Genomic DNA, 12,604 nt, shown 5'->3' on the forward strand with positions numbered 1-12,604 from the left:
ATCCGGCAGCTACTTCAACTTTATCTGAGTGAAAGTTGAGAAGATGATATCCACATCAGCGGCTTGTAGATTATGTTGGCGTATTGTTTTAGTGAATACGTTTTTGTCGGCAATGGTCGTTTTTTCGCAGGTTTTCAACTCGTCCGCTATCTGTTTAAGGATCTTGCTACTCAGCTCGCCAATATCAGTGCGCACCGTCTCCAGTGATTTTGGCTGCCAATGGGGTTCTGGCTGTGATAACCAGTCTGCGCGATAGCGGTATTGAATCGCTTTTGCCGCATTGATTTGTGCCACCATAAAGGGCTTGATCGATGCTGTCTCGAGACCTAACGACGCCGCTTCCGCGAGTGTTTTATCGATCACTTTCTCTTCTTGGGCAATGTCTTCCACCGGCAGATGGTTGGCAGCCTTATCGCCCGCGACATCTTTCATATAGCTTAAACGGGTATTGATTAGCTGGGCGGTTTGCCCACATTCGGAGGTTGCCTGGGCGGCGCTGGCGACAAAAAATCCGCTGACGGCGAGGAGTCTGATGAGTGAATGAACTGAGAACATGACAACTTCTTCCTTGTTGAAGTTAGTTGTTAGCAAGGTTACCAAATATCACTCCGGTGTGACAAATTTCCGGCAGATAAGTATACCCACCGGAAGAGAAGAGTGTGGAATCAGTGATCACCCAGTAGCTGACGTAAGCTGCTGGCGGGGGCAGAGACGCCCATAAAACGGATATCATCGACCACCCAGCAGCTCCCTTCGCGGATCATCAACACCTCATCTTGCCACGTCACCGATTTACCGCCGGCACTCTGATGAGTCAAATTAACACGCAACGGAATGTTTCGGGCGTCGGTATTGGGAATGGTCGAGGCGCTGGCAACATCCGCGTGGGTAGTACCTTCGCGCAGACTGGTAAAGATATCGCCGTTAATGGCTTGGGTGCTATTCACTTGAGCTGTGCTACGGGTGCCCGCCTGTTTTCTGGCAGTCTGAATCATTGCGTAAAGCGTCTGGCTCAGATAAGGGCGAAATTGGGCCGAGAGATTATCATCGGGCAAGCCAGTGTGATTGCCAATTTGTTGAACCCGCAGATCATAGAATTGTTGCGCCACCTGATCCGGCCCACCGTCAACACAAGGTGCTGTGCGGCTGCTGATATCCTTAAACGCCGGATCAACGGTGCTGGTACAGGCGCTAAGCAGAATGGCGAGCGGAAGAATCAGAGCAATTTTTTTCTTTTTCATATGATGACCTTAGGTGAAAGAATCTATTATGAAAGTGATTGTAGTATAAGACCTATTTTCTCGACTGTCTTATGCTGGCTGGAAATCGCTTTATTCAGCACTTCTATGCTCCGCGGTGGGCTATAAACCGCGCACTTTACCGTGATCTTTTAGCCAGCGGGCGGTGCGATTAATCCCCTCATCCAGTGACACTATTGGGCGATAGCCCAACTCTTGCTCAGCACGGTGGGTATCCAGCGTCAGATCAAAGTTGAGTTTGGCGACACCATAATGTGTCAGCACCGGCTCCTTTTCCGCCTTATTCCCCAGCTTCTCCATGGCTCTGGCCATAATATCCATCATCGGATAGGGCACCGAGCGGATACGGCACGGCATATCTAGCTGTTCGAGCAGATGTTGTACGATGGTGCGCAAGGGGCGGGGTTGCTGATTGGTAATATTATAGGCTCGGCCCGACAGGGTATTCTGGCTTTGGGTCGCCAGCCACATGGCATGTACGGCGTTTTCCAGATAAGTCATATCCACCAGTGCATTACCGCCACGGGGCAGCAGCAGGGTGCCATAGTGCTTAATCATCTGTAGCAGGCGCGGCAGCATCACTTTGTCGTGCGGGCCAAATAAGCCCTGCGGGCGCAGGATGGTAAAGTGCGTTTGTGGGTTGGAGAGCGCCAATTGCTGGATAACTTGTTCACCGGCGGCCTTGCTGCGGGCAAATTCATTGGCGTAACGTGCTGGCCGAAAATCTTCCTGAATATTACGGTGGTGATGATAATCGAAATAAATAGCAGGTGAGGAGATATGAATGAAATTCTCCACGCCATAGGCGGCGGCCCATTCGCCTAAGCGGCGTGTGGCGCGCACATTGGCCAACTCAAAAGCCTGCTCAGTGCCCCATGGCGAGGTAAAACTGGAGCAGTGCCACAGGGTATCGACATCCGCCAGCATAGCTTTTGCCTGCGAGGAAACCAGATTGGTCAGATCCGCATGAATAAATTCAGCGCCCATTTTTGTCAGTAATGCGCCCATCGCCGCATTGTTGCCAGCAGCGATGACTTTGATACCCTGACGACGGAGATATTCAACGGCATTTCGGCCTAACCCACAGGTTGCACCGGTGACCAATACCTTCATAGCGAATTCGGTTCCCACCAAAAATCAGAATGCTAGCGTCTGGAATCATTCGCTCAGCAAATAAGATGCCATTCTTCCGTGAAATGATGCGCTATGCAATCAGAAAGCACCGACTGTCCGCTTTTTCCTTGGCTTTACAGTGTTGTTGACTGCGAATCAGAGGAAAAAGGGGCATTAGTTATGCCGGAGGTTTATGGCAAAGCCAGCATCAAGCTGGGTGCGTGAAGGGGCGACTGTTCCTAGGGGCGCTTCGGTCGCTTACGCGACTACGACCCCAACGAAACATCTCCCCTTCAATCGACTTTTTTAACACTCTGGGGCATTAGTTATGCCGCTCAATTTAGGGTGTTGGCTCGTCACCTGATTCACTTTGCGCCGATGTGCGCTGCGGCTGTTGGCGATCATATTGCTCCGCCAGCGCCGCAATACGTTTTGCCATGCCACGGAAGATAAACAGGTGGGCTGGCATCATCACAAACCAGTAGAGCAGGCCGCTAAAACCTGCCGGATGCCACCATGCCCGCACATCAAAACTGCGACGCCTGCCTAAATCTTTGATGGTAAATGTCAGACGGCCCAAACCGGGGGCTTTCATGCCGAACATCATCGCTAATTGACGTAACGGCTTGACGGTAATGACTTTCCAGCCATCAATCAGGTCACCTAACTCCAGTGTTTCGCGATCCGGGCGGCCATAGACTACGCCGCCGCCAGCAATATCATCCATCCAGGCGCGGGTTCTCCACAGCAGATTGCCGTAGAAATAGCCCTCTTTGCCGCCGATTTGTTGCACCACATGCCACAGTGCTTCGCTGGAGGCGGTGGTGTAGAGTTGGCAACCTGCCTGCTTGGGGTAAAATCCGTAACCGGGCCGCCAGCGGGCGCGGGCTTCGGGGTCATAGCCCCAGTCAGCAGAGTCCACCACTTCATCTTCACGGCGCAGTGTCTCTTTGACCGCATCGTCAAAACTCACCAGTTGCTGCGGGATCAGCGCCTGCAATGCTGTGCCATCGGCCGGTAAATCGTGGTTTAGCCCCTCAATCAATGCGCTGGCAATGGGGGTCGGCACTGAGGTGATCATGCTAATGAAATAGACCGAGATAAAGCGGGTCGGCAGCGGGATCGGGATCAACCAGCGCCGTTTACCACTGATGGCAATAAAGCGCTCGAACAGGGTTTGATAGCTGATGTACTCCGGCCCTGCGACATCGAAAATGCGGTTCTCTTGCGCCGGATGATTGAGCAATTGTGTCAAGTAAACCAGCAGGTTATCTAGCGCGACCGGGGATGATTTCGAGCGCACCCAGCGAGGTGGCGTTAGGATCGGCAGGTTATAAACCATGTCGCGCATCACTTCAAAAGCGGCTGAGCCGGGGCCGACGATGATGCTGGCGCGCAGTTCCGTCACCGGAATGCCACTTTGGCGCAGTAAATCGCCGGTCAGTTTGCGCGCAATCAGATGGGGAGAGCTGCTGTTTCCCGGCTGTAATGCGCCCAGATAGATAACCTGCTTCACTGAGCAGGGCGCGGCCTGTAGGGCGGCCAACATATTGTTGGCGGCCAGGCGCTCCTGCTCAATTAGATCCTGCCCGTCACCCATGCCATGCACCAAATAATAAACCACATCAATATCTTGCAGGGCGGCACTGAGGGTGTCGGGCTGATAAACATCGGCAAAACGGCACTTAACGCCGGGCCACGGCTGCTCTTTTAACCACTCGACACGGCGGGCGGCGGCAGTGACATGGTGCCCCTGTTGGCTGAGTCTGGGGATCAGGTGCTGGCCAATATAGCCACTGGCCCCCAGCACCAATATCCGTTGCGGCATCATGGGCGCTGCTCGGCCAAAAACTCACGCCACAGTGCGACCACTTTTTCCAGATCCTGGCGGCTTACATTGATGTGGGTAATCATTCGGGTGACTGGACCAGCGCTGATTAATACGCCACGTTCGCGCATCCAGGGGCCTAATTTTGCCGCTGACTCGGCAGATTGCTTAATATACAGCACATTAGTTTGTGCGCCGGGTGCCACAATCTCGACATCCAGTGAGCGCAGCTGCTGCTCTAGCCAGGCAGCATTGTCATGGTCATCTTTTAAGCGGGCGACATTGTGCTCTAAGGCGTACAACCCTGCCGCTGCCAGAATACCGGCCTGACGCATACCACCGCCGGTCATTTTACGCCAGCGGCGGGCGCGATGAATATATTCCGCACTGCCACATAGCAGTGAACCCACCGGCGCACCCAGCCCTTTGGAGAGACAAATGGTCAGGGTATCGCAATATTGGCTAATGTCACTCAAGGGGCGATTTAGCGCCACCGCCGCATTAAAAATACGTGCGCCATCAATATGGAGCGCCAGTCTCTGCTCTCGGGTCAAGGCCCAGGCTTGTTGCAAATAGCTCAGTGGCAACACTTTGCCGCTATGGGTATTTTCCAAACTTAAGAGCCGGGTTTGGGCAAAATGAATATCGTCAGGTTTGATGGCGGCTAACACTTTATCCAGCGGTAGGGTGCCGTCATCATTGGCATCAATGGGTTGCGGCTGAATGCTGCCAAGTACCGCCGCGCCACCTGCTTCATACAGGTAGTTGTGCGCTTTCTGGCCGACAATATACTCTTCACCCCGTTGGCAGTGGGTCAATAGCGCGACCAAATTGGCCTGTGTGCCGCTCGGCAAGAATAGGGCGGCCTCTTTACCCGACACTCTGGCGGCTTCGGCTTCTAAAGCATTTACCGTCGGGTCATCGCCATACACATCGTCGCCAACTTCGGCATTCACCATGGCATTGCGCATCGCGGCGTCAGGTTGCGTTACTGTGTCACTGCGTAAATCGATTAGCATAATTCTCTCGCGGTCAGAAAAAGGGGTATGCTTCATCATAGCCAGATTGATAAAACAAGAAAGGAGTGGCAGGGATTATTTATTGATAATGAGAATAATATTTGTCAGGGCAATTGATAATTGATGAAATTATGGTTATCCGCTGATTTATTAGGATTTTTCTCGATTGGCGTAGACCAAACACGAAGCTGTATTAATTTGTTCCAGGCATTTTCCCTGTTTATCGGTAAAGAAGCGCTTTTCCAGTTCGCGGGCATCGGCTCTATCCAATAGCGCAAAACCGTACTGCTGTAGCAGTGCATCAAGGCCATTGGCGGCGATGCCAAATCGCCAGGCTTCGCCAATAGTGCGCACCCCCTCAACACTCTCTTTTACGCCATATTCGCCGTTGAATGGTGAGCTGTCGGTTGATCCGTGGTCATCCACCAACAGATGATCATAAACAAAATCAAAAATAATCTGACTGCCATCGCGGCTGTAGTCACTGATGGCACTCAATAGCCTTTTGACCTGCGCCGGCTCCAGATACATCAGCAAGCCCTCTAATAGGAATAGGCACTTCTCTCCGGCGGCTAAGGGGAGGGTGGCGAGGGTGTCGGCCAAGTTTTGCTGATTAAAATCAATGGGTAAAAAGACCAGATTGGCAGGTGGTGAGATGTGGGCCTCACTCAGTTTTTCGATTTTATGCTGCTGCATGGCGGGACTATCAATTTCAATAATAGCGCTATGTTGCAGCGCGTAATGAAAGCGAATGGCTCTGGAATCAAAACCGGCCCCCAGAATAAATATTTTGCTAAAGCGCCCTGCGGTTTTTTTGAAAATATCATCAATATATAAAGTGCGGGCGACAATGTAGGGGTAGATGCCGGCGGGAGTTGCGAGATTGAATACGTCATCACCCAGCAGAAAGGTTTTCTGCATCATAGAGAAGAGTGAATGGAAGGTCTGACTCAGAATAACCGCCACATAATCATCACTTTTAAGATGGGGTCTCTTCTCACCGTATGACTTTGCGCGCAGCAAACAGGTTAATTCAGCGGTAGCGGAAACTCCTGACTTAGCTCTCTTTGGCATAGCGATACCACCATCAATGGGGTCAGTGTGCTGTTTATACCGTGATTGTGTTTATACCGAGATTATGTTTATACCGGGATTATGTTGATAACGGGTCAATAAATGACTCTACGCCTCTCTGGGTTATTTAGCAGGGTGATAAGTTGAAAGTGTTGCTTACGCCACATAATGGATCTGGTTATTTCTGGATTGAGTCGCCGTTGGGGAAGAGATGCACTGAACGCGGCTGTGTCACCGCTTGAGGTTATTGACAATGTGCCAGTAGCGGAGAGAACAGGCGGATCGTAAAGACGCCGTAGATCCATCCCTGGAGGCTCGTTCCGCGCCCTCCCTGGCGCGGACGCTTTACTCTTCCGTCTGTCCTCACCATTCCCGATCGAGTCATCGGGGTTTACCATCGTCTGAGGCGGCTGAGTCACCGCTTCCATGGTTAATTATGACGTTATATTTGCGATGGTGGTATTGATGTAATCAATAGTATCAACGTAGCCAATTGGTTTTTGCCAGTTCGACGACTTCATCACCACGGCCATTGATAATCGCCCTGAGCATATACAGGCTGAATCCTTTGGCCTGCTCAAATTTGATTTGTGGCGGCATCGATAACTCCTGCTTAGCCGTCACCACATCCACCAATACCGGCCCTGGATGGGCAAATGCGCTCTCTAGTGCGGCATCCAGCTCAGAGGCTTTCTCCACCCGAATGCCCTTGATGCCGGCGGCATTGGCAATGGCGGCAAAGTCTGGATTATGCAGGTCGGTGCCATCAGTCAGATAGCCGCCCGCTTTCATCTCCATCGCCACAAATCCCAGCACACTGTTATTGAATACCACAATTTTCACCGGCAATTTGAGCTGCGCCAGGGTGAGGAAATCCCCCATTAGCATGGTGAAACCGCCATCGCCGCACAGGGCAATCACTTGCCGCTCCGGGGCGGTGGCTTGCGCGCCAATCGCTTGTGGCATGGCATTCGCCATCGAACCGTGGTTGAACGACCCCAGCAAGCGCCGTTTACCGTTCATCTCAAGATAGCGGGCCGCCCACACTGTCGGGGTGCCCACATCACAGGTGAAAATAGCGTCATCGGTGGCGTGGCGGCTGATCTGCTGCGCCAAATATTGCGGATGGATCGGCTGGTTATCATTGGCGGTCGCCAGCCCATCCAGATCTTTGCGGGTGGTATGATAGTGCTCCAGCGCTTTAGCTAAAAATTTGCTATCACTTTTCGCCTCTAGCTGCGGTAACAGTGCGCGCAGCGTGGTTTGGATATCACCGACCAGCGCCATATTCACCGGGCAGTGAGCACCAATGCTGCCGGGGTTGATATCAATCTGGATGATATTTGCATTGGTGGGATAAAAGGCGCGATAGGGGAATTGGGTGCCGAGCAGCACCAAGGTATCGGCACTCATCATGGCGTGGTAACCGGAGGCAAACCCAATCAGCCCGGTCATACCCACGCTGTAAGGATTATCCCACTCAATATGTTCTTTACCCCGCAGCGCATGAACCACGGGGGCTTGCAGCATTTCAGCCAACTTGACCACTTCATCGTGGGCATCAGCACAACCGCTACCGCACATCAGAGTGATATTTTTCGCCTTATTCAGTGTTTGCGCCAAAATTGCCAACTCACTCATCGGCGGCTGCACCAGTGGCAATTTCGGTGTTTGCCACACTACGGCGGCCTCTTCGGGCGCGGGCTGTAGCGCCACATCACCGGGTAACACAATCACGGAGACGCCACGGTTAAGAATGGCCTGGCGCATGGCTATCTCCAGCACCCGAGGCAGCTGCTCTGGGTTGGAAACCAATTCACAGTAGTGGCTACATTCGCGGAACAGCTCTTGCGGGTGGGTTTCCTGAAAATAACCACTGCCAATTTCGCTGGAGGGGATGTGGGCGGCAATCGCCAACACCGGAACATGGTTGCGGTGACAATCAAATAAGCCATTGATCAGATGGAGGTTACCAGGGCCGCAGGAGCCAGCACAGACCGCCAGTTGCCCGGTAAGTTGCGCCTCGGCACCGGCGGCGAAAGCCGCCACCTCTTCATGGCGCGTCCCCAACCACTCAATGGTGCCCATGCGGTGCAGGCTATCACTCAGGCCGTTGAGTGAGTCACCAGTGACACCCCAAATTCGCTTAACACCTGCTTGTTCCAACGTTTTTGCGACCAGTGTTGCCACGGTTTGCTTCATAGTTGTTCCCTCAAGGATTAATGGCGAGTCATTATTCTCTGAGGTCAAAGTATGGCGCGTTTAACAATTATTGCCCATTAACGGCGCGGATTGCCCCATTAATGGCGTGAATAACCCCTTATGGGGGGGATCGCCACTTATGAGGCAGCAAGCAGGGCGGTTAGGCCAGTTGGATATCACCCTGTAGCTGGCAACTACAAGCCAGAACATAGCCTTGGGCAATCTCTTCGGGGGTCAGTGTCATGGTGCTGCTGGTGGTGTACTCCCCGTGCAGAATGCGGGTCTTACAGGAGCCACAGACCCCCGCGCGGCAAGCTGCCATCACCGGAACTTTATGTTGCTCCAGTGCAAACAGCAGTGAGGTGCCGACCGGGACTTTCACACTGCGCAGCGGATGGCTAATGGTCATCGTCAATTCATTGCTGGTATCAATAGCTTCGTCGGCGCTGCGGAACTGCTCTTTTTGGAAATGATCGGCTGGAACAGATTGCTCACGGCAATACTGCTCCACCCAATCCATGTATGGGGCGGGGCCGCAAGTCATCACCCGGCGGCGGCTGATGTCTGGTGCCACCTGTTGCATGATTTGAGCATTGATTCTGCCGGCGATAAAGCCCGCCGTTGCTGCGGATTCCGCCACCAGAGTGAGCTGCAATTGCTGCGGATAGCGCTGCAATAAGTGTTGCCACTCATCGGCAAAAATCACATCCACTGGCGAACGCACATTAAAAATCACCTGAATGTCCGCTTGCGCACGTCGTGCCAGCAGATCACGGCACATTGACATCACCGGCGTGACCCCGCAACCGGCGGCCAACATCAGGTAGCGGTCATCATCAACATGGGCGCAGGTAAACTCCCCCTGGGCCTCGGAAAGCCACAGGTAATCACCCACTTTCACCTGCTGCGTCAGCCAGTTAGATCCCTCGCCATCGGCTAAACAGCGCACCGTGAGTTGGATAAAGGGGCTGAGTCCGGGCGTGGAGGAGAGTGTATAGGCGCGCAGGGTGTCATCACTGTTGCGAATACTGACCAGAGCATATTGCCCTGGCAGATAGGGGTAAAAATCGTGGTTAATCAGCCGCAGGCTCCAGACGTCGGGCGTTTCTTGCACTATGGAGTGGACTTGCATACGGTTAGGGCAGAGGGCGGTTGGGCAGTCCATTGGGATAAAATTGGCACTTGGGGTCAAATCGGTCATCGGGGCCTCACAGCAAATCAGGTTATTCTCGGGCAAAACCAGTCACTATGCCCGGTCAGTGGCGTTAAACCGCACTGGCCGGGCAAGCTGTTATTGCTTAACTATTCAGGGCTTATTGATCTCAGCTTTAACTGCCCAGAATCGCGCTCATATCCTGTTCTACTGTGGTAATAGGGCGCATACCAAATTTCTGGTACAAAATCCCCATCAGGTTGTCCGTCAGGAAGCCAGGTGCAGTCGGGCCGGTATAGATATTTTTTACCCCCAGTGATAGCAAGGTCAGCAGGATGACAATGGCTTTTTGTTCGAACCATGACAGCACCAGACTGAGGGGCAGGTCATTGACGGTACAGCCCAGTTTTTCTGACAATTTCACCGCCAGCATGATGGCTGAGTAAGCATCATTACATTGCCCGACATCCAGCAGGCGAGGTAATCCCTCCAGCGTGCCGAAATCCAGTTTGTTGAAGCGGTACTTACCGCAGGCTAGGGTCATAATGATGCAATCTTGCGGCACACTGCGGGCAAAATCAGTGAAATAGCTGCGTTCTGTGCGGCTACCATCACAGCCCCCCACCAGAAAGACATGGCGTAGTTTTTTAGTGGCGACCAGATCAATCACTGTATCAGCCGCATTCAGCAGGGTCTGGCGGCCAAAACCGACAGTAATCATCTGCTCCAGCTCATTGTACGGGAAGCCCGCCATGCCCAATGCCTGATCGATGACCTGCGCGAAATCCTCACCCTCCAGATGATTCACACCCGGCCAGCCAACAATGCTGCGCGTCCAGATGCGGTCGCCGTAATTGCCCACATTAGGGTCAATGATACAGTTGGATGTCATCAGAATCGGGCCGGGGAATTTGGCGAATTCTGTCTGCTGATTCTGCCAGCCACTGCCATAGTTACCCACCAGATGTGAGTAGCGTTTTAACTCTGGGTAGCCGTGAGCGGGCAGCATTTCACCGTGGGTATAGATGTTAACCCCGGTTCCCTCGGTCTGCTCCAGCAGCATTTGTAAGTCTTTGAGGTCATGGCCGGAGATCAAAATAGCTTTACCCGCCACCGGACGCACGTTAACCGCCGTCGGCTGCGGATCACCATAGGCCTGGGTTTCGCCAGTGTCCAAAATAGCCATGACGTTGAAGTTCATTTTGCCAATGCCCATGGCGTTATTGAGCAGGGTGTCGACATCACGGGGCTGGGTACCCAACCAGGCCATATAAGCATGATATTCAGCATAAATTTGCTCATCGTGCTGACCCAGTACGTGGGCGTGTTCCATATAGGCCGCCGCACCTTTCAGGCCATACAAACAGAGCATCCGTAAGCCATGGATATCGTCGCCTACCTCCGCTTTATCGCTATTTAGGGCGAATTGTTGCGATTGCTGTTGCAAGGTTGGGATGTCGTCTGACAGTAGTTGCAGTTCAGCTAATGGGTGATCAACAGTGATAGTGCTATCGAGCAAACGACAACGGATCGCCAGTGATTGGCGTAGCAAGATGGCCTCTTTGGCGTAGCCGATAATTCTGTCTGAGTCGAAATTCACATTGGTGAGGGTCGAGAAGAAGGCTCTGGGTGCAAAGCTATCAATCTGATGATCAATGATGCCCACTTCGCGCGCGGTCAATGCCCAAGCTGACAGCCCTTGCAGCACGGCAACTAATAGGTCTTGTAAATCAGAGGTCTCGGCGGTTTTCCCGCACATCCCCTGGGCGTAGGAGCAGCCATTACCCGCAGGTGTTCGGATGGTTTGTTCACATTGCACACAGAACATAATTATTTTTCCTTTTAAAATTGCATTTGTAATGCATGTTTAAAAGCATAGAGGGGCGAGACGGGTTTAAAAAGGCTTTTTTAATGCAACTTTGACTTGTTTTGATTTGGCGCAACTTTTGCTGCGAATGAGAATTTATTCAGTTTTAGGCCGACTTACTCAGTTTCAGGCCGGAGTAGCGCGCAGTGAATCGGACAATTCACTGCGCAGAAGAAGCTTATGAGGAGAAGAGTGCGATCAATATCGGAGCCAGCAGGCTCAGTAAAAAGCCGTGGACGATCGCGGCAGGAACCATTTCCAGCCCGCCACTGCGCTGCAATACCGGCAGCGTAAAGTCCATTGAGGTTGCGCCACACAAGCCCAATGCGGTGGAGCGGCTGCTGCGTACCAGTGTTGGGATCAGCATGATTGCCACCAACTCTCGCGCCAGATCATTAAAGAATGCGGCGCTACCAATCACTGGGCCAAATGCATCAGTCAGCAAAATACCTGACAGCGAATACCAACCAAAGCCAGAGGCCATCGCCAGCCCGGTTTTAATGGGCAGACCCATCAGTACTGCGGCGAGCAAACCACCGATCAATGCACTAATACCGACAACAAATGCCACTATGGTGCCACGGCGGTTTAGCACGATCTGACGCAGTGTCATGCCACTGTTACGTAATTGAATGCCCACTAAAAACAGCAGGAAAATCAGTGCCAACTCGCTACCTTTCGCGGCAAATTGCAACCACGGCCATTGGCTTAAACCCAGCAGGAAACCAATAATGACCACGCCACATAATTTCAGCGATTCCAGTGCCATATGTAGCCGTGAGGGTAATGCTTCTTGCCGGTGAGTATTTTTCCACGGTAATTTGCGTTCGAGTAAAAATAGCGCCAGTAAATTGGCACAAAAAATACAGAGAAAAAAGACCGCGGTGTACTGGAAAATAAGCAGCAAATTGGCGCTGAGGTTCTCCAGAAATGCCAGACTGATCCCCATAAAGAATAAAATCACGTAGACCATCCAGCTTAATAAGCGGTTGATCAATTGAATTAATGATTTGCGGTTAAGTGGGATCAGATAGCCAATAATTAACGGCAAAAGAATGATCAGTAATCCTGAATACACGAGTTGTACCG

The 12,604-nt window shown here is 52.3% G+C and carries 10 protein-coding genes and 1 pseudogene; all 11 read right to left on the reverse strand.

Features of this window, described 5'->3' with window-relative positions:
* Positions 1 to 9: 9 nt before the first annotated feature.
* Positions 10 to 555 carry a chorismate mutase gene (locus FFE93_RS07855; RefSeq protein ID WP_138775011.1) on the reverse strand — a complete coding sequence of 182 codons (546 nt, stop codon included), beginning with the start codon at positions 553 to 555 and terminating at the stop codon, positions 10 to 12.
* 110 nt (positions 556 to 665) lie between these two features.
* On the reverse strand, positions 666 to 1,241 hold the full coding sequence (locus FFE93_RS07860) for a lipoprotein (RefSeq protein WP_049601465.1): 576 nt from the start codon (positions 1,239 to 1,241) through the stop codon (positions 666 to 668).
* Between the two features lie 120 nt (positions 1,242 to 1,361).
* Positions 1,362 to 2,372, reverse strand: a complete 1,011-nt coding sequence (locus FFE93_RS07865) for an NAD-dependent epimerase/dehydratase family protein (RefSeq protein WP_049601462.1) — start codon at positions 2,370 to 2,372, stop codon at positions 1,362 to 1,364.
* A gap of 340 nt (positions 2,373 to 2,712) precedes the next feature.
* Positions 2,713 to 4,203, reverse strand: coding sequence for a DUF2867 domain-containing protein (locus FFE93_RS07870; RefSeq protein ID WP_099460423.1), 1,491 nt, complete (start codon positions 4,201 to 4,203; stop codon positions 2,713 to 2,715).
* Positions 4,200 to 5,219 carry a low-specificity L-threonine aldolase gene (ltaE, locus tag FFE93_RS07875; protein WP_032898062.1) on the reverse strand — a complete coding sequence of 340 codons (1,020 nt, stop codon included), beginning with the start codon at positions 5,217 to 5,219 and terminating at the stop codon, positions 4,200 to 4,202. Before ltaE ends, FFE93_RS07870 begins: the two co-directional genes overlap by 4 nt.
* A gap of 150 nt (positions 5,220 to 5,369) precedes the next feature.
* Positions 5,370 to 6,293 carry a class I SAM-dependent methyltransferase gene (locus tag FFE93_RS07880; protein WP_138775012.1) on the reverse strand — a complete coding sequence of 308 codons (924 nt, stop codon included), beginning with the start codon at positions 6,291 to 6,293 and terminating at the stop codon, positions 5,370 to 5,372.
* 240 nt (positions 6,294 to 6,533) lie between these two features.
* Positions 6,534 to 6,599: pseudogene (locus FFE93_RS21930) on the reverse strand (gluconate 5-dehydrogenase); the annotation flags it as partial.
* Between the two features lie 174 nt (positions 6,600 to 6,773).
* Complete coding sequence (poxB, locus tag FFE93_RS07885) at positions 6,774 to 8,495, reverse strand: ubiquinone-dependent pyruvate dehydrogenase (protein WP_054872790.1); 1,722 nt, start codon at positions 8,493 to 8,495, stop codon at positions 6,774 to 6,776.
* A 160-nt stretch (positions 8,496 to 8,655) separates the two neighbouring features.
* Positions 8,656 to 9,627 carry an NADH oxidoreductase gene (gene hcr / locus FFE93_RS07890; protein ID WP_049601637.1) on the reverse strand — a complete coding sequence of 324 codons (972 nt, stop codon included), beginning with the start codon at positions 9,625 to 9,627 and terminating at the stop codon, positions 8,656 to 8,658.
* 196 nt (positions 9,628 to 9,823) lie between these two features.
* A complete protein-coding gene (gene hcp, locus FFE93_RS07895) occupies positions 9,824 to 11,476 on the reverse strand; it encodes a hydroxylamine reductase (RefSeq protein ID WP_005275056.1) in 1,653 nt (550 codons plus the stop codon).
* A gap of 217 nt (positions 11,477 to 11,693) precedes the next feature.
* Positions 11,694 to 12,593, reverse strand: coding sequence for a lysine exporter LysO family protein (locus FFE93_RS07900; RefSeq protein ID WP_005275057.1), 900 nt, complete (start codon positions 12,591 to 12,593; stop codon positions 11,694 to 11,696).
* Positions 12,594 to 12,604 lie beyond the last annotated feature (11 nt).

It is taken from the genome of Yersinia sp. KBS0713, assembly GCF_005937895.2.
Taxonomy (GTDB): Bacteria; Pseudomonadota; Gammaproteobacteria; order Enterobacterales; family Enterobacteriaceae; genus Yersinia; species Yersinia bercovieri.